Origin of the sequence: Pseudomonas peradeniyensis, from assembly GCF_014268935.2 — a bacterium.
Classification (GTDB): domain Bacteria; phylum Pseudomonadota; class Gammaproteobacteria; order Pseudomonadales; family Pseudomonadaceae; genus Aquipseudomonas; species Aquipseudomonas peradeniyensis.
The window spans coordinates 646,445-663,514 of sequence record NZ_JABWRJ020000002.1 but is presented as its reverse complement, the minus strand read 5'-3'; the positions used below and the strand labels follow the sequence as shown (position 1 = coordinate 663,514).

The window sequence follows — 17,070 nt, the reverse complement described above, 5'->3', positions numbered from 1 at the left end:
GGGCCCAGGATGGGCCCTGCAGCGCGGTCCTCCCGGGAGCAAGGCCGAAGTGAGGGGACCCGGAGCGCAGCGGAGGGCCGGATGAATGGAGCGCAGCGTTTTTTGGTTACTTTTGTCCGGCCGGCGCTCCGGGCGTTTGACAAAAAGTGACTCGCCGTAAGGGCGAAAAGGTGACTATGCGTCGACATCGTAAATGAATGCGCTTGCACCTGTAGAAACCCGCGCCGACCGATTTTGACTTTGATTTTCAGAGCGTGGGTTTTGGAAGTTATGCGCTCATTCATTGGCGATGGCGACGTATAGTCACCTTTCCGCCCTTACGGCGGGTCCCTTTTTGAAGGATCAAAAAGGAACCAAAAAATCCTCGCTCCATTCATCCGGCCCCTACGCTTCGCTCCGGGGTCCCCTCACTCCGGTCTTGCTCCCGGGAGGACCGCGCTGAACGCCCCATCCTGGGGCGCAGCGCTTGACGGGCATCCATGCCCGTCACCTCCCTCCGCAAGACCTGCGTTCGGCCTCCTGAAGTCGCAATTGGTGTTGCCTGAACTACCGCGCGCTTAGAAGCAAAAGCAAAAGCCGAGCAAAAACAAGGGCAAGGGCAAGGGCAAGGGCGGGATGCCATGGATTGGTTGCGAACCACCGCCCCGGCTCATTGTCCCTATACTCCGAAGCACCGCTTCACACCACGACCTTCGCAGGTGGGTTTGCCCTCACGCTTGTGTCATCATGCTCCGACCGCCGGTTTAGCCTCTTTATAAGCCTCTATGAACAAATCCTACGCATTGCTGCTTGCCCTCGCCCTGCTTCAAGGCTGCCAGAGCCTGGCCCCGAAGACGGACGTCCAGTCGCCCGCCACCGACGCCGGCAAGAGCGCGGAAAAGCCCGTGGTGTACGGATCGTTCAAGCAGGAAACCCTGTACAGCCTGCTGGTGGCGGAGCTGGCCGGCCAGCGCAACCGCTTCGACATCGCCCTGGCCAACTACGTCGACCAGGCCGAAAAAACCCAGGATCCGGCCGTCTCCGAGCGTGCCTATCGCATCGCCGAATACCTCGGCGCCGACGAGCCAGCCCTGGACACCGCCCTGATCTGGGCCCGCAACGATCCGCAGAACCTCGACGCCCAGCGCGCCGCGGCCATCCAGCTGGCCCGCGCCGGACGCTACGACGATTCCATGACCTACATGGAAAAGGTGCTGCAGGGCCAGGGCGACACCCACTTCGATTTCCTCGCCCTGGCGGCCGCCGAGACCGACCAGAGCACCCGTGACGGCCTGATGCAGAGCTTCGACCGCCTGCTGGTGAAATACCCCGACAACGGCCAGCTGGTGTTCGGCAAGGCCCTGCTGCTGAACCAGGACGACAAGCCGCAACAGGCCCTCGACCTGCTCGAGGCCCATCCGCCGAAGAACGGCGAGATCGCCCCGGTGCTACTGCGCGCCCGTCTGCTGCAAGCCATGGACCGTGGCCCCGAGGCCCTGCCACTGCTGCGTGGGGCGATCCGCGACAACCCCGAGGACAAACGCCTGCGCCTGACCTACGCCCGCACCCTGGTCGAGCAGGACCGCATCGACGACGCCAAGGCCGAATTCGAAAGCCTGCTGCAGCAGTACCCCGAAGACGACGAAATCCGCTACTCGCTGGCCCTGGTGTGCCTGGAAACCAAACACTGGGACGAAGCCGAGGGATACCTGCAGGAACTGGTCGAGCGTGACGCCAACGTCGACGCCGCCCACCTCAACCTGGGCCGCATCCGCGAAGAGCGCAGCCAGCCGGCCGCCGCCCTGCGCGAATACGCCCTGGTCGGCCCCGGCCCGGACTACCTGCCGGCGCAACTGCGCCAGGCCGATATCCTCATCGCCAACGGCCGCAGCGCCGAAGCCTCGCGGATACTCGCCGAAGCCCGCGAGGCCCAGCCGGACTACGCCATCCAGCTGTACCTGATCGAAGCCGAAAGCCTGGGTAACAACGGCAAGGAGGCCCAGGCCGGTCAAGTGCTGGCGCAGGCGATCAAGCGCTACCCGGACGACCTCAACCTGCTCTATACCCGCGCCATGCTCGCCGAGAAGCGCAACGACCTGGCGCAGATGGAGAAAGACCTGCGCGCGATCCTTGCCCGCGAGCCGGAAAACGCCATGGCCCTCAACGCCCTGGGCTACACCCTGGCCGATCGCACCACCCGCTACAGCGAAGCCAAGACGCTGATCGACAAGGCCCACCAGCTCACCCCGGACGACCCGGCGGTGCTCGACAGCCTGGGCTGGGTGGCCTATCGCATGGGCAACCTCGAGGAAGCCGAACGCCAGCTGCGCCTGGCCTTCGAGCGCTTCCCCGACCATGAAGTCGCCGCCCACCTGGGCGAAGTCCTCTGGGCCAACGGCAAGCGCCGCGAAGCCCGCCAAGTCTGGGCCAAGGGCTTCGAAGCCCAGGCCGACAGCCCCATCCTGCGCAAGACCCTGCTGCGCCTGACCGGATCCGAGAGCCTGTAAACCATGTTCCTGCGTCATTGCATCACCTTCACCCTCATTGCCCTGCTCACCGGCTGCGCCGGCTTCGGCAGCAAGGAAGCCGTACAGGGCCAGGGCAACCCGCAGCTGTGGCGCGAGCACAAACAGCAGCTCGGCAGCCTCGACGGCTGGCAGATCAACGGCAAGGTCGGCATCCGCGCCCCACGCGACTCCGGCAGCGGCACCTTGTTCTGGCTGCAACGCCAGGACTACTACGACATCCGCCTGGCCGGCCCCCTGGGTCGCGGCGCGGCGCGCCTGACCGGGCGCCCCGGCGGCGTGGTGCTGGAAGTAGCCAACCAGGGCCGCTACGAGGCCGCCAACCCCGAGGCGCTGCTGGAAGAACAACTGGGCTGGCGCCTGCCGGTGTCGCACCTGGTCTGGTGGGTGCGCGGCCTGCCCGCTCCGGACAGCAAGAGCCAGCTGACCCTCGACGGCGACAGCCGCCTGGCCAGCCTTCACCAGGATGGCTGGCAGGTCGAGTACCTGAGCTATGTGGAGCAGAACGGCTACTGGCTGCCCGAGCGCCTGAAGCTGCACGGCGAAAACATCGACGTGACCCTGGTAGTCAAGGACTGGCAGCCACGCCAGCTGGGGCACTGAGCCGATGCACAAGCTGACCCTGCCCGCCCCGGCCAAGCTCAACCTCTGGCTGCACATCACCGGTCGCCGCGCCGACGGTTACCACGAGCTGGAAACCGTGTTCCAGTTCCTCGAGCACGGCGACGAACTGAGCTTCGCCCTGCGCGAGGACGGCCAGATCCGCCTGCAGACTGAAATTGAAGGCGTGCCCCACGACAGCAACCTGATCGTCCGCGCCGCGCGCCTGCTGCAGGCACAGTCCGGCACTCCGCTCGGCGCCGACATCTGGCTGCACAAGGTGTTGCCCATGGGCGGCGGCATCGGTGGCGGCAGCTCGGACGCTGCCACCACCCTGCTGGCGCTCGCCCACCTGTGGCAGCTGGACTGGGACGAAGACCGCCTGGCCAGCCTGGGCCTGTCGCTCGGCGCCGATGTGCCGGTGTTCGTCCGTGGCCACGCGGCCTTCGCCCAGGGTGTCGGCGAGCAGCTGACCCCGGTCGACCCCGAGGAACCCTGGTATGTCGTGCTGGTGCCGCAAGTGTCTGTCAGCACAGCGGAAATTTTTTCGCATCCGGAGTTGACACGTGATTCCCTCCCCCTTAAGATGCGCCCCGTTCCCGAGGGAAACAGTCGAAATGACTGCCAACCGGTAGTAGAGCAACGGTACCCTGAAGTTCGCAATGCGCTGATTTCACTGGGTAAATTCACCGAAGCACGAATGACCGGCACTGGAAGTTGTGTGTTTGGGGCCTTCCCAAGCAAAGCCGAAGCTGATAGAGTTCTGGCCCTTCTTTCAGAGACCCAAACAGGGTTTGTAGCGAAAGGAAGCAATGTTTCGATGTTGCATCGCAAGCTGCAAAGTCTGATCAAGAAGTCGAGTTCATAAGAATTCGCAGCAACAGATACAGGGGCGTCGCCAAGCGGTAAGGCAGCAGGTTTTGATCCTGCCATGCGTTGGTTCGAATCCAGCCGCCCCTGCCATTTCTTATACTCATCCAGGTTACCCTCAGCCTTCAGGTACTGCGCGTGTCCAAGATGATGGTCTTCACGGGGAATGCCAACCCCGATCTGGCTCGACGTGTCGTACGTCAGCTGCATATTCCACTGGGTGATGTTTCTGTCGGTAAGTTCTCCGACGGCGAAATCAGTGCTGAAATCAATGAAAATGTCCGCGGTAAGGACGTCTTCATCATTCAGCCCACCTGTGCTCCAACCAACGACAATCTGATGGAACTGGTCGTGATGGCAGATGCCTTCCGCCGCTCCTCAGCGTCGCGAATCACCGCCGTGATTCCCTACTTCGGATACGCCCGCCAGGACCGCCGTCCGCGTTCGGCACGTGTAGCCATCAGCGCCAAAGTCGTCGCTGACATGCTCACTGTCGTGGGTATCGACCGTGTACTCACCGTCGACCTGCACGCTGACCAGATCCAGGGTTTCTTCGATATCCCCGTCGACAACATCTACGGCTCGCCCGTACTGGTCGACGACATCGAGGACCAGCGTTTCGAGAACCTGATGATCGTTTCCCCGGACATCGGTGGTGTGGTGCGTGCTCGCGCCGTCGCCAAGTCCCTGGGCGTCGATCTCGGGATCATCGACAAGCGCCGCGAAAAGGCTAACCACTCCGAGGTTATGCACATCATCGGCGACGTCGAAGGACGCACCTGCATCCTGGTAGACGACATGGTCGACACCGCCGGCACCCTGTGCCACGCGGCCAAAGCCCTGAAAGAACACGGTGCCGCCAAGGTCTACGCCTACTGCACGCACCCTGTCCTGTCGGGCCGCGCGATCGAGAACATCGAGAAGTCGGTACTGGACGAGCTGGTGGTGACCAACACCGTGCCGCTGTCCGCCGCTGCTCAAGCCTGTGACCGTATCCGCCAGCTGGATATCGCACCGGTTGTCGCTGAAGCGGTCCGCCGCATCAGCAATGAAGAATCGATCAGCGCGATGTTCCGCTAAGCGGAACACTCGCTGACGAAAAGCGCCCCGCCCCAACACTGGTTGTTGGGGCGGGGCTTTTTTGCCATCCCCGTCTGGCGCTGGTCGCAAACGCCTTTCGGGAGGCTAATTTGGAGAAACAAAATGACTGACTTCATCCTGAACGCCCAAGCGCGTACTGACCTGGGGAAAGGTGCGAGCCGCCGCCTGCGTCACTCCGCCAACATCCCTGCCGTTGTCTACGGTGGCGATAAAGAAGCCCAATCCCTGACCATCGTGGCCAAGGAAATCGCCAAGCTGTTCGAAAACGAAGCTGCCTTCAGCCACGTGATCGAACTGAACGTCGACGGCGCCAAGCAGAACGTCGTGGTCAAGGCCATGCAGCGTCACCCGGCCAAAGGCTTCATCATGCACGCCGACTTCGTTCGCGTCGTTGCTGGCCAGAAGCTGACCGCCAAGGTTCCAGTTCACTTCGTCGGTGAAGAAGCCCCGATCAAGAAAGGCGGCGAAATCTCGCACGTCGTTTCCGAGATCGAAGTGTCCTGCGAAGCCAAGGACCTGCCTGAGTTCATCGAAGTCGACCTGTCCAAGGCCGAAGTCGGCACCATCATCCACCTGTCGGACCTGAAAGCTCCGAAAGGCGTAGAGTTCGTCGCTCTGGCCCACGGTGATGACAAAGCTGTTGCCAACGTCCACGCCCCGCGCGTTGCCGCTGAAGCTGCTGAAGGCGCTGCCGAGTAATCCACTCGCACGCCGGCGTTGATCGGGTTACAGTGCCGCGCGCACCGTAACCCACCAACTCCAAGGAAGAGCCCCTGACGTGACCGCCATCCAGTTGATCGTCGGCCTGGGTAACCCCGGCCCCGAATACGAACAGACCCGGCATAACGCAGGGGCTCTTTTCGTTGAACGCCTCGCCAGCGCCCAGCGTGTTTCGCTGTCCGCTGACAAAAAGTATTTCGGCCTGACGGCTAAGTTCAGCCATCAGGGCAACGATGTTCGCCTGTTGATCCCCACCACCTACATGAACCGTAGCGGCCAGTCCGTGGCGGCTCTGGCCAATTTCTTCCGCATCAAGCCGGAAGCGATCCTGGTGGCCCACGACGAACTCGACCTGCCTCCCGGCGTCGCCAAGCTCAAGAGAGGCGGCGGCCACGGTGGGCACAACGGCCTGCGCGACATCATCGCGCAGCTCGGCAACCAGAACGACTTCCACCGCCTGCGGCTCGGCATCGGCCACCCGGGCGACGCCAAACTGGTCTCCAACTTCGTCCTGGGCCGGGCGCCACGCGCCGAGCAGGAGAAGCTCGACGCCAGCATCGATTTTGCCCTCGGCGTGATGCCCGACGTGCTGGCCGGCGACTTCGCCAAGGCCATGCGCGAACTGCACAGCCAGAAGGCCTGACACTTTAAGAAAGGGGAATACCCATGGGTTTCAATTGCGGCATCGTCGGCCTGCCCAACGTCGGCAAGTCCACCCTGTTCAACGCCCTGACCAAGTCCGGCATCGCGGCGGAGAACTTCCCCTTCTGCACCATCGAGCCGAACAGCGGCATCGTGCCGATGCCCGACGCGCGCCTCAACGCGCTGGCCGAGATCGTCAAGCCGAACCGCATCCTGCCGACCACCATGGAGTTCGTCGACATCGCCGGCCTGGTCGCCGGTGCCTCCAAGGGTGAAGGCCTGGGCAACAAGTTCCTCGCCAACATCCGCGAGACCGACGCCATCGCCCACGTGGTGCGCTGCTTCGAAGACGAGAACGTGATCCACGTCTCCAACAGCGTCGACCCCAAGCGCGACATCGAGATCATCGACCTCGAACTGATCTTCGCCGACCTCGACAGCTGCGAGAAGCAGCTGCAGAAGGTCGCCCGCAACGCCAAGGGCGGCGACAAGGAAGCCCTGGCACAGAAGGCCATCCTCGAGCAGCTCATCCCCCACTTCACCGAAGGCAAGCCTGCGCGCAGCCTGATGAAGAACATGAGCGCCGAAGACAAGGCGGTGATCCGCGGCTTCCACCTGCTGACCAGCAAGCCGGTGATGTACATCGCCAACGTTGCCGAAGACGGCTTCGACAACAACCCGCACCTGGACGTGGTCAAGGCCATTGCCGAGGAAGAAGGCGCGGTGGTGGTGCCGGTGTGCAACAAGATCGAAGCCGAGATCGCCGAGCTGGACGACGGTGAAGAGAAAGACATGTTCCTCGAGGCCCTGGGCCTGGAAGAGCCTGGCCTGAACCGCGTGATCCGTGCCGGTTACGAGCTGCTCAACCTGCAGACCTACTTCACTGCCGGCGTGCAGGAAGTACGTGCCTGGACCGTGCGCGTGGGCGCCACCGCCCCACAAGCGGCCGGCGTGATCCACACCGACTTCGAGAAAGGCTTCATCCGCGCCGAAGTGGTGGCCTACGACGACTTCATCCAGTTCAAGGGTGAGGGCGGCGCCAAGGAAGCCGGCAAATGGCGCCTGGAAGGCAAGGACTACATCGTCAAGGACGGTGACGTGATGCACTTCCGCTTCAACGTCTGATGCGCCGCTCCTGAAAAAACCCGCTCCGGCGGGTTTTTTTTCGCCTGCAGAAAAGCCCTACAACCCGCGCCCGTAAAGACCGACATGCATATCGGCAAATTTTCATGCCTAAATATTTCCAAAAATGCATTGACTGCATATGCATTGATGCATAGCCTATCTCTCGAGCCGGACAGCAACCGGTTGTGACACAGGCAGCGATGAACAGGCCTCGACTGTTCAGAGGGTTGGCAACTGGCCCGGGTGTGCAGCGTAAAGCACCACGATCAGTTTTCCGGCGGGCAGACGGCCGCGGTCGGAGTCACCAATTTGAAGCGCAGCCGCATGGCGTCACCAGTCGTGGCCAGCGGTTCGACAACGCATTACTGAAAAGCCTGCACGGCGGGCTTTTTGGAATGCCGACCACGGTTTCGGCGGTTCTCTGAACCCTGTGGGAGCGGGCAATCCCCCCACGTACTCAACGATGAATTTCTCAGCCACCTCGCCCTGTACGGAGGCCTCCCCATGAACCAGTTGAAAGCACTCACCACCTACCTGCTCGAACGCAAGCTGGTGCCTGCCGGGCAACTGCACGCCTGGGCCCAGCAGCTGGACCTGCAACTGGCCTGGACGCCGACTGAGCTGGGCCTGCACATGGGTAACCTGCGCTACCGCGCCCTGTTCGACTTCGACGACTTCAGCGGTCATCCCGGACGCCTGATGGCGCTCGCCGGCAGCTGGCTGGAAACCAACGACCCCGGGCGTCACCTGTTCGCCCTGCCGGCACCGACCCTCGCCGTCAAGCAAAAGGCCCCGGGCAGCGACCTGCTCGATGTGTCGCTGGTCCTTGAGTTCGTCGAGCCCCTTTACCTGACCGAGGACGCGGCTGGCGAGATTGAGGTCTTCGGCAAGACCTGGTCATTCCAGCCCTACGACCTGTGGGTCGCCGAGCAAGGCGATGTCGCCCTGCAGGGGCTGCCCCAGGGCAGCCCCCTCCCCTGATCCGATTACCCGGGCAACAACGCCCGACCCGCCCGCGACCTGATCGACAGGTCCTGGCACACCCCTTCAATCACCCCGCTAACGAGGCAACCTATGGCACTCGGTAAAATCAGCGTGAACAATCTCAACCTCGGCCAGGGTGCCGTGACCGAGATCGAACGCTACTTCCTCTTCATCGGCCCCGCCGCCAAGAACGTCGGCAAGCTGTTGACCCTAAACACGGACAGCGACCTGGACAACGAGCTGGGCGTGGCCGCCAGCGACCTGAAGACCCAACTGATCGCTGCCCGGGCCAACGGCGGCGACCGCTGGGCCTGCCTGGCCGCACCAATCGGCGCCGAAGGCGACTGGGCGAGCGCCCTGGAGTACGCCCAGCAGCACGGCCACTCGGTCGAGGGCATCGTCATCACCAAGCCGGCGGCCGCCGGCGCGGAACTGCTGGCCATGCACACCGCCGCCGAACAGCTGAACGCCCGCTATGGCCGGCGCTCGTTTGTCCTGGCCGCGTCCGCCGGCATCCTGCCGACCGTGACCTGGTCGGACTACCTGCTCGAGCAGAAGGCACTCACCGACGGTATCGCCGCGCCACGCGTCGTGGTAGTGCCGCAGCTGCACGGCAATGACCTGGGCGTGCTCGCCGGGCGCCTGGCCAACGCCGCCTGGAGCATCGCCGATACCCCGATGCGCGTCGCCAGCGGCCCTGTCCTGGGCCTGGGCGCGGTGCCCGCGGACAAGGACGGCGTGCCACTGCCATCGGCAGTGCGCAGCGAGCTGGACAAGGCACGCTACTCCGTTTCGCAGACCTACCCGGACTACGAGGGCGTGTACTGGGGCGATGCCAACATGCTCGACACCGCCGCCAGCGACTTCCAGGTCCTGGAATACCTGCGCCTGGCCGACAAGGCCGCCCGCCAGGTCCGCCCGCTGCTGATCCGCCGCATCGGCGACCGTCGCCTGAACAACAGCCCCGCCAGCATGGCCGCCAACACCAGCGCGCTGATGGCGCCGCTGCGACAGATGGCCAAGGCGGTGAAATTCGCCGGCGAAGTATTCCCCGGCGAAATCCAGCCGCCGCGCGACGGCGACCTGGTCATCGTCTGGAAAAGCCACACCCAGGTGGAAGTGTTCATCCGCATCCGCCCGCACAACTGCCCCAAGGACATCACCGCGAACATCGCGCTGGACCTTTCCCAGGACAACCAGGAGTAACCCATGGCCAAGATCAGTGGCTTGAACTTCGACATCAACGTGGGCGACCTGAAGATCCACGTTGAGAGCGCAACCCTCGATATCACCGACAACAGCGCCGTGGCGCACACCAAGGGCGTGCCGGACGGCTGGGTCGCCGGCGACGTGGCCGCCAGCGGCGAGCTGGAAGTGGACACCAGCAACTTCAACCTGATCATCGAAGCCGCCGCCAAGGCCGGCAGCTTCCGCCAGCTGGGGACCTTCGACCAGCTGTTCTATGCCAAGACCCCCACTGACGAGATCCGCGTCGAAGCCTTCGGCTGCCGCTTCAAGATCTCCAGCCTGCTCAACATCGACGCCAAGGGCGGCGAGAAGACCAAGCACAAGCTGCCGTTCGACGTCACCAGCCCGGACTTCATCCATGTCAACGGCGTGCCGTACCTGTCCTTCGCCGAGGTCGAGGGCCTGAGCTGATGGTGTGCCCATTCGACCGCGCCCAGGCCCTGGAACAGCTCAGGCGTGATCTGGCGATCGCCGCCGTCCGTGGCCGACGCGTGGCGACTGGGCCCAGCCTCACCCACTGCACGGACTGCGGCGACGAGATCGCCGAGGCGCGCCGCGCCCTGGGCGGCATGCGCCGCTGCGTTCCCTGCCAACAGCTTCACGAGCGCGGCCGCTGAACACAGCGCCCGCCACGTTCTTTTCGATTCCCGTATTCCAATGGAGTAGTACCCATGACCCAACGCACCGAAATCACCCTGGAAGTCGGCGACCTGTCCCTGGACTTCGCCATCGATCCGGCGCTGATGACCAAGTACATCAACGCCCTGACCCCCTCCAACAAGGTCGCCCCGGCCAACAACCTGCTGGTCACCGCCGTGAAGCCCGAGCACAAGGACCAGCTCAAGCCGCTGCTGGCCAACCCGATGACCGTTATCCAGCTGGCCGGCGCCCTGGTCGAGGAGTACGCCCCGACCGTGGAAGTCACCGTAAAAAAGCGCTCGGCCACGCAGAGCGACTGACCGAGGACGGCCTGGGTCAGCTGCTGGCCCTGGCCGAACGCTGGCTGCCCGGTGCCCCGACCACGCCCGAGAACCTGGGCACGGCCAAGTGGCTGGAGGACGAGCACTGGCGGCGAATGGAAATCGCCATCGCCAACGGCATCGCACGTGCATTCAATGGAGGCTGACATCCCATGAGCGCGAACAACGCAACCAGCCGGCTGGATTTCATCCTGTCGCTGACCGACAAAGTCACCGCGCCGCTGGCGAAGGTGAGCCAGGGAATCAATGTGCTGGCCAAGAGGAGCCAGGCCAGCATTGAGCAGATAACCGCGGCAACGAATGAGCTGAAAGGTTCGGCGGGGGGAATCGGGGCCTTGCTGCAGCCGGCCCTCGAAATGAATCGCGCCCTGGCCGACGTCCGCTCGCTCGGCGTGGCCGACGACGCCTTGGACGCCCTGAACAGGAAGGCGCTCAAGTTTTCCATGACCTATGGCGAAAGCGCCCGCAGCTTCGTCACCTCGGCCTACAAGATCGAAGGCGCCATCAAGGGGCTGTCCGGCTCGCAACTGGCCACCTTCACCCACACCAGCAGCGTGCTGGCCAAGGCTACCAAGACCGACCAGGGCGTGATGGCCGAGTACGTCGGCACAATGTACAACCTGCAGAAACAGCAGGCCGACGCCATGGGCAAAGGCCTGTGGGTCAAGCAGTTAGGCGGGCAGACTGCCTTGGCGGTACAACTGTTCCGCACCAGCGGCGAGCAGATCAAGGCCGGTTTCAAGGAAGCAGGCGCGAGTGCTTCCGCAGCCGGCATCGGTCTGGCCGAGCAGATGGCCGTGATCGGCAGCTTGTCCAGCACCATGCAGGGCGGCGAAGCCGGCAGCCTCTACAAGGCCTTTTTCGACAACATCGACAAGGCTTCGAAAAAGCTCGGGATTTCGTTTACCGACACCGACGGCAAGGCGCTGCCCATGCTGGACATCCTCGCGAAGCTGGAAGGCCGGTTCGGTGATCTGAAAGGCGCGGCGGCCAATACCAAACTCACGCAAGCGTTTGGCGACAAAGGCGCCCAGTTGATCGGAGCACTTGCACAGGACACCGATCGTTTCAGGAGCAGCCTCGACAAGCTCGGCAAGGTCCGTGGGCTGGAAGAGGCCGAGAAAATGGCCAAGGCCATGGTCGATCCGTGGCAGCAGTTCACCCGCGCAGTGGAAGGGCTACGTATAGCATTCGGCCAGGCACTCATCCCCATCCTGCAACCCCTGATGAATCGCCTGGTCGAGATCGGCACTACCTTGGTTCGCTGGATCAGTCTGTTCCCCAACATCACCCGTCTGGTCGGTTACGCCACCCTGGTGATCTTCGGTCTTTCTGCCGCGATGGGTGTGCTGACGATCCTGGCCGGCATCCACAGGATGACCCTGCTCAGATTGAATGCGGTCTGGGCCCTGCTCAACATGACCGGTTTGAAGAGCATCTTCATGTTCCTCCGGCACGCCTTGGTGCTGTCGATCTTCCTGGCAAGCCTGATCGCCATGTACGCCTGGATGGGGATCGTGAGGGTCGCCACCCTTGCCTGGCAAGGCGCACTCTGGCTGGTGAACGCCGCACTCCTGGCCAATCCGATCATCCTCATCATCGCGGGCATCATCGCGTTGGTCGCTGCCGTGGTCCTGGTCATTGCCTACTGGGACGAGCTCAAGGCCGCGTTCCTGGACAGTGCCGCCTTCCAGTGGGTCAGCGCACAGCTGGACGCACTGAGCAAGTGGTTCACCGACATGGGGGGCTGGACCGGCATGGCCAAGGCCGCCTGGGACGGCATCGTCAAGGTCTTCCGCAGCTCGCTCGACCTGGTGATCGAGTGGTTGAACAAGATCCCGGGCGTCAACATCGAGACCTCCTTCGCCGATCTGCCGGAAGCACCCAAGGTGCCAGGACTTGCCAGCCAGGTCGCGCCGATCGGCGTGCTGCCCATGAGCAATACGCAACCACTGCTCAAGACCCTGATGCAGGTGCCATCAGCGGCCCCGCACACGGCTTCGATGGCACCCGCCACCGTCGCCCCCAGCATGGCCAGCGCGCCGGTCGAGCAACTCGAGCAGCAGCGCCAGCGCATGACCCAGACCGCACTCAACCTCTCGCCGGCCAGCCCGACGAGCGTTCCCCAGGGAGGCCTGATGACCCAGATCCAGAACACCACCCAGGCGCAGGACCGGCGCATGCATGTCGAGAAGGTGGAGATCAACACCAGCAAGGCCATGAACCCGCTGGAGCTGGAACAGATGATGGCAATGGCGGTGGGCTGATGAGCGACTACATCGACCTGCTGATCCACGACAACGACCTGGTCCTGGACCCTTCCCAGCAACCGCTGCTGATCGAGGACCGGGCCAGCATTGCCCAGGACATCGCCCACATGATCCGCGACAGCGGCCTGCTGGTGACCCTGGTGGCCGAGCGCAGCCGCCAGCGCCAGGCCGACTGCATCCTGCAACTGGAGCTGCTGGTGGAGGACGACGAGCGCCTGCTGCCGGGTACCGCGCGCGTCCTGGAAGAGCATCCGGGCCGCTACCTGGTCACGGCGAAAACCCTGAAATTCGGTGATATCGAGGTATACCTGTGAGCGACTTGGACTTTCGCAAGGTGCTGGCCGACGCCGGCATTCCCACCACTGAGGCGGCCCTGCACCAGGCCTGGGAGGCCGAAGTGGCTGCCCAGGGCAGCAAGCTCAGCAACACCAGCGCCTACTCGCCATTCTGGCGCGTGGTGACGGCGCTGGTGACCAAGCCGGTGCTGTGGCTGGTCGGTTTCATCAGCGACACCGTGCTGCCCAACTTCTTCGTCAAGACGGCCAGCGGCGCCTGGCTGGACAGCCTGGCCTGGGCGGTGAACGTCGAGCGTAAAGGCGCGACCAAGGCCCAGGGCCAGCTGTTGTTCACCCGTGAAAACAGCGCCGGCGAGCTGCTGATGCGCGCCGGCGTGGTGGTGCAATCCGCCGCGATCAACGGCCACGTCTACCAGCTGGTGACGGTCGAGGATGCTGTGTTCCCCGACGGCCGCCTGCAACAGTCGGTCAAGGTCCAGGCGCAGCAGGTCGGCAGCGGCTACAACCTGGCGCCCGGTTACTACGCCATCCTGCCCGAGCCTGTGCCGGGGATCGTCCAGGTGGTCAATGCCGACGGCTGGATGACCTCGCCCGGGGCCGACCCCGAGCCCGACGACCAGTTGCGCCTGCGCACCCGCAACCAGTTCAGCGCGGTCAACCAGTGGCACACCGACGCGGTCTACCGCGCCATGATCGCCGCCTTCCCGGGGGTGCGCCCCGATGGCGTGTACTTCCTCCACGACGCACCGCGTGGTCCGGGCAGCGCCAACGCCTACGTGCTGTTCGACGCCGACGTGCCGGCGCAGGCGTATCTGGAGCAGATCAACGCCCATGTGCGCGACCAAGGCAACCACGGTCACGGCGACGACCTGCTGGTGATGGTCATGCCCGAGACGCGCCACGACATCGCGTTGACGGTCTGGCCGCGGGCGAACCTGACGGCGAAACGGCGCGAAGAGTTACAGCAGGGCATCACCCAGTTCATCCGCGCGGCGTTTCGCGAAAGCACGGCCAGCGACTATCGGCCGACGCTGACTTACCCACAGTCGCGGTTCTCCTTCAGCCGCTTGGCCGAGGAGCTGCACCAGGCCTTCGCCGACATCGAGTCGCTGCATTTCGCCAGCGAGGACATCGTCTCGCAGCTGAGCATCGCGCGCATCGCCAACCTGCGGGTGGACCTGGTATGAGCCCGTTGAAACTGCCGTTCTGGCTCGCCGGCACCGAACTGACCAAGCTCAAGGACGCCGCCCAGGCCTGGTGGGCCAGGGTGACCGAGTGGCTGCGCTGGCCGCTGCTGCAGATGGACGCCGAGACCTGCCACCTCACCGTGCTGGACCTGCTCGCCTGGCAGCGGGACATCACCCGCTTCAAGGACGAACCGGAAAGGCTGTACCGACTGCGGGTGAAGTTCGCCTTCATCAACGCGGTCGATGCCGGCAGCACCGCAGGGCTCAAGCGCATCCTGCGCCGGCTCGGCGTGGGCTATGTCGAGATCGACGAACGCCTGGCCGGCCGCGACTGGGACGTGGTCCTGCTGCGCCTTTCCGACTCGCAGCTGTCGGAGAACCCCGAGCTGCTGCGGGTGCTGATCCAGCAGTACGGCCGGACCTGCCGTCGCTACGACTTCATCAGCATCACCCCCGTGACCCTGCGCATTGCCGCAGCCCAATTCAACGACGACCAGCAGACGTTGGTCGCCACGCTTTAGGAGTCCGCCGTGGCCAGAATCACTTTCGCGGGCGAAAGCCTGATTGCCCAGAAGCAGGGGGCCAAAGAAGTCCTGCAGATCACCCGCTTCATCTACGCCAATGTGCCCGGGCTCGATCCGAACACGCCAGTCGACCGCGCCGCGACCAAACCGCCGGCCAGCCAGATCGTGCACAGCTACGACATCCCGGCGGGCAACAGCGGCTACGTGAACCCCAACCAGGTCGTCTACAGCTCGATGCTGGGCAGCGACATCGGCGACTTCGACTGGAACTGGATGGGCCTGGAAAGCGCCGAAGGCGTGCTGTTCGCCGTGGCCTACCTGCCGCTGCAGCAGAAACGGCGCAACATCCCGCCGCTGCAGATCGGCAACAACGTCACCCGCAACATCCTCGTGGAATACAGCGGTGCCCAGGAACTGACCGGCATCACCATCGATGCCAGCACCTGGCAGCACGACTTCACCGTGCGCCTGAAAGGCATCGACGAGCGCGAGCGCCTGAGCAACCGCGATGTGTATGGGCGAGCGTGCTTCTTCGGCGACGGTTTGCAGTTCCAGAAGGTGGGTGACAAGTACCAGCTGGCCGCCGGCATCGCCTACCTGGAAGGCATGCGCCTGGAGCTGCCCAAGGCCGTGCCGCTGAGCCCGCCGCAAGGGGCGACCCAGGTATGGATGCACATCACCTGGCGCCGCGAGCAGAACGATGTGATCCCCAGCTGGAAGGTGGTGTACATGCCCGACCAGCAGGATTACGTCACCCCTGATGGCTGGGTCTACTGCATTCAGCTGGCGGACATCGCCAGCGCCGGGACCATCGCCGACAAGCGTAGATCCGCCCCCATTGCCGGCCCGCTGGTGGACCATTTCGCCAGCCGGAAATCGGTCACCGACCTGGTGGATGGCACTACCGCCGCCGGCAAGGCCCGGCGTCTGGCCGAAGCCCGGCAGATCGCGTTGCAGGGTGATGTCACCGGCCGCGTGGACTTCGATGGCAGCAGCAACGTGGCCCTCCAGGCCACGCTTGCGGATATCGGTGTGGTTCCCGGTGCCTATTCGAAAGTGGTCATCAACGGCAAAGGCCAGGTCGTTGGCAACGAGGCGCTGAAGCCGGCCGACATTCCGAGCCTGGACTGGAGCAAGCTCACCAGCGGCAAACCCACCAGCCTTGCCGGGTATGGAATAACCGACGCCCTGCGCACGGGCTATAGCAACCAGGTTCCCCGCTTCTATTCGGACACACCCAGTTCGGATTACAAATATCCCGCACTGGAGATCCGTGAGGTGGGTCTGGTCACGACCGCCAAGCAGAGCTGGGACTATGCCCCTCGCATAGGCTTCCACTGGGGAGGCGCGGTAGCGGGCGACCTGGCCATGAATGCCCAGGGCGTGATCGCCTGGAACGGACTGCCTCTTTACCACACCGGTAACCTGAACCCGGCGGCCATCGTGCCGGCAGGCACGCTGATCCAGACCTTCAGCCGCACCGCCCCCAGCGGAACCTTGCGCTGCAATGGCGCGGCCGTCAGCCGTACGACCTATGCCGCGCTGTTTGCCGCGATCGGCATCCTCTACGGCACCGGCGATGGCGCGACGACCTTCAACCTGCCTGATACCCGCGGCCTGTTCACCCGGGACGTCGATGACGGGCGCGGATTCGACCCAGGCCGAGCCCAAGGCTCCGTCCAGAGCAGCCAGAACCTGTGGCACGCACACGCGGCCTCGGCAGCCGAGGCCGGCTGGCACTACCACCCCGGCAGCTCGATTGCCGCGGGTGGTGAACACACCCACACCGCGCCCCGTGCCATGAACAACGATGTCGGTAACGGCGCCCCCAACTTCACCACCGCGAACTACGCCAACGGTGTGACGGCACCGACCCATGCCGCCGGCGCGCACACCCACGGCCTGTCGATGGTCGGCGATGGCGTGCACAGCCATGCGATCACCATCGCTGGCGACGGCGGCAATGAATCGCGGCCGGTGAACATGGCCTTGTACTCCTTCATCAAATACTGAGGTGCC

18 protein-coding genes and 1 tRNA gene are annotated in these 17,070 nt (G+C 64.1%); all 19 read left to right on the top strand.

What is annotated here, in order from left to right; genetic code table 11:
- The first annotated feature begins 764 nt into the window (after positions 1–764).
- Positions 765–2,486, top strand: a complete 1,722-nt coding sequence (locus HU751_RS12525; protein WP_186735465.1) for a tetratricopeptide repeat protein — start codon at positions 765–767, stop codon at positions 2,484–2,486.
- A 3-nt stretch (positions 2,487–2,489) separates the two neighbouring features.
- Positions 2,490–3,107, top strand: a complete 618-nt coding sequence (gene lolB, locus HU751_RS12520; protein ID WP_186735463.1) for a lipoprotein insertase outer membrane protein LolB — start codon at positions 2,490–2,492, stop codon at positions 3,105–3,107.
- Between the two features lie 4 nt (positions 3,108–3,111).
- Entirely contained in the window at positions 3,112–3,972 is an 861-nt protein-coding gene (gene ispE / locus HU751_RS12515; protein WP_186735461.1) for a 4-(cytidine 5'-diphospho)-2-C-methyl-D-erythritol kinase, read from the top strand.
- A 20-nt stretch (positions 3,973–3,992) separates the two neighbouring features.
- Positions 3,993–4,067: transfer RNA gene (locus tag HU751_RS12510), tRNA-Gln, on the top strand.
- Positions 4,068–4,112: 45 nt separating this feature from the next.
- Positions 4,113–5,054 carry a ribose-phosphate pyrophosphokinase gene (locus HU751_RS12505; protein ID WP_016391678.1) on the top strand — a complete coding sequence of 314 codons (942 nt, stop codon included), beginning with the start codon at positions 4,113–4,115 and terminating at the stop codon, positions 5,052–5,054.
- 123 nt (positions 5,055–5,177) lie between these two features.
- Complete coding sequence (locus HU751_RS12500) at positions 5,178–5,774, top strand: 50S ribosomal protein L25/general stress protein Ctc (protein WP_011532196.1); 597 nt, start codon at positions 5,178–5,180, stop codon at positions 5,772–5,774.
- Between the two features lie 79 nt (positions 5,775–5,853).
- Positions 5,854–6,438 (top strand): aminoacyl-tRNA hydrolase, encoded by a 585-nt coding sequence (pth, locus tag HU751_RS12495; RefSeq protein ID WP_023629555.1) that lies wholly within the window; start codon positions 5,854–5,856, stop codon positions 6,436–6,438.
- A 23-nt stretch (positions 6,439–6,461) separates the two neighbouring features.
- Complete coding sequence (ychF, locus tag HU751_RS12490; protein ID WP_028691150.1) at positions 6,462–7,562, top strand: redox-regulated ATPase YchF; 1,101 nt, start codon at positions 6,462–6,464, stop codon at positions 7,560–7,562.
- Positions 7,563–8,066: 504 nt separating this feature from the next.
- A complete protein-coding gene (locus tag HU751_RS12485; protein WP_186735459.1) occupies positions 8,067–8,543 on the top strand; it encodes a phage tail protein in 477 nt (158 codons plus the stop codon).
- 93 nt (positions 8,544–8,636) lie between these two features.
- Entirely contained in the window at positions 8,637–9,752 is a 1,116-nt protein-coding gene (locus HU751_RS12480) for a DUF2586 domain-containing protein (protein WP_186735457.1), read from the top strand.
- A 3-nt stretch (positions 9,753–9,755) separates the two neighbouring features.
- Positions 9,756–10,205, top strand: a complete 450-nt coding sequence (locus HU751_RS12475; RefSeq protein WP_046857144.1) for a phage protein — start codon at positions 9,756–9,758, stop codon at positions 10,203–10,205.
- The gene (locus HU751_RS12470) at positions 10,205–10,411 is read left to right on the top strand and encodes a TraR/DksA family transcriptional regulator (RefSeq protein ID WP_050703721.1); all 207 of its coding nucleotides are present in this window, start codon (positions 10,205–10,207) and stop codon (positions 10,409–10,411) included. Before HU751_RS12475 ends, HU751_RS12470 begins: the two co-directional genes overlap by 1 nt.
- 54 nt (positions 10,412–10,465) lie before the next feature.
- Positions 10,466–10,753 carry a putative phage tail assembly chaperone gene (locus HU751_RS12465; RefSeq protein WP_050703720.1) on the top strand — a complete coding sequence of 96 codons (288 nt, stop codon included), beginning with the start codon at positions 10,466–10,468 and terminating at the stop codon, positions 10,751–10,753.
- Between the two features lie 20 nt (positions 10,754–10,773).
- Positions 10,774–10,920: a DUF6890 family protein gene (locus HU751_RS27300; RefSeq protein ID WP_437181051.1), complete on the top strand. Its 147-nt coding sequence runs from the start codon at positions 10,774–10,776 to the stop codon at positions 10,918–10,920.
- A 6-nt stretch (positions 10,921–10,926) separates the two neighbouring features.
- Positions 10,927–13,041 (top strand): phage tail tape measure protein, encoded by a 2,115-nt coding sequence (locus HU751_RS12460; RefSeq protein ID WP_186735455.1) that lies wholly within the window; start codon positions 10,927–10,929, stop codon positions 13,039–13,041.
- On the top strand, positions 13,041–13,358 hold the full coding sequence (locus HU751_RS12455; RefSeq protein WP_186735453.1) for a DUF2590 family protein: 318 nt from the start codon (positions 13,041–13,043) through the stop codon (positions 13,356–13,358). Before HU751_RS12460 ends, HU751_RS12455 begins: the two co-directional genes overlap by 1 nt.
- The gene (locus tag HU751_RS12450) at positions 13,355–14,527 is read left to right on the top strand and encodes a baseplate J/gp47 family protein (protein WP_186735451.1); all 1,173 of its coding nucleotides are present in this window, start codon (positions 13,355–13,357) and stop codon (positions 14,525–14,527) included. Before HU751_RS12455 ends, HU751_RS12450 begins: the two co-directional genes overlap by 4 nt.
- Complete coding sequence (locus tag HU751_RS12445; protein WP_062364666.1) at positions 14,524–15,048, top strand: phage tail protein; 525 nt, start codon at positions 14,524–14,526, stop codon at positions 15,046–15,048. The genes HU751_RS12450 and HU751_RS12445 overlap by 4 nt, the downstream gene beginning before the upstream one ends.
- 9 nt (positions 15,049–15,057) lie before the next feature.
- Positions 15,058–17,064 (top strand): phage tail-collar fiber domain-containing protein, encoded by a 2,007-nt coding sequence (locus tag HU751_RS27105; protein WP_186735449.1) that lies wholly within the window; start codon positions 15,058–15,060, stop codon positions 17,062–17,064.
- Positions 17,065–17,070: the final 6 nt, after the last annotated feature.

Excerpts from the sequence above, each read along its gene's own strand:
- HU751_RS12500 (WP_011532196.1), top strand. The coding sequence starts at position 5,178 with ATGACTGACTTCATCCTGAACGCCCAAGCGCGTACTGACCTGGGGAAA.
- HU751_RS12465 (WP_050703720.1), top strand. The coding sequence starts at position 10,466 with ATGACCCAACGCACCGAAATCACCCTGGAAGTCGGCGACCTGTCCCTG.
- ispE (WP_186735461.1), top strand. The coding sequence starts at position 3,112 with ATGCACAAGCTGACCCTGCCCGCCCCGGCCAAGCTCAACCTCTGGCTG.
- HU751_RS12475 (WP_046857144.1), top strand. The coding sequence starts at position 9,756 with ATGGCCAAGATCAGTGGCTTGAACTTCGACATCAACGTGGGCGACCTG.
- HU751_RS12470 (WP_050703721.1), top strand. The coding sequence starts at position 10,205 with ATGGTGTGCCCATTCGACCGCGCCCAGGCCCTGGAACAGCTCAGGCGT.
- HU751_RS12525 (WP_186735465.1), top strand. The coding sequence starts at position 765 with ATGAACAAATCCTACGCATTGCTGCTTGCCCTCGCCCTGCTTCAAGGC.
- HU751_RS12455 (WP_186735453.1), top strand. The coding sequence starts at position 13,041 with ATGAGCGACTACATCGACCTGCTGATCCACGACAACGACCTGGTCCTG.
- HU751_RS12460 (WP_186735455.1), top strand. The coding sequence starts at position 10,927 with ATGAGCGCGAACAACGCAACCAGCCGGCTGGATTTCATCCTGTCGCTG.
- HU751_RS12480 (WP_186735457.1), top strand. The coding sequence starts at position 8,637 with ATGGCACTCGGTAAAATCAGCGTGAACAATCTCAACCTCGGCCAGGGT.
- HU751_RS12445 (WP_062364666.1), top strand. The coding sequence starts at position 14,524 with ATGAGCCCGTTGAAACTGCCGTTCTGGCTCGCCGGCACCGAACTGACC.
- ychF (WP_028691150.1), top strand. The coding sequence starts at position 6,462 with ATGGGTTTCAATTGCGGCATCGTCGGCCTGCCCAACGTCGGCAAGTCC.
- lolB (WP_186735463.1), top strand. The coding sequence starts at position 2,490 with ATGTTCCTGCGTCATTGCATCACCTTCACCCTCATTGCCCTGCTCACC.
- HU751_RS12485 (WP_186735459.1), top strand. The coding sequence starts at position 8,067 with ATGAACCAGTTGAAAGCACTCACCACCTACCTGCTCGAACGCAAGCTG.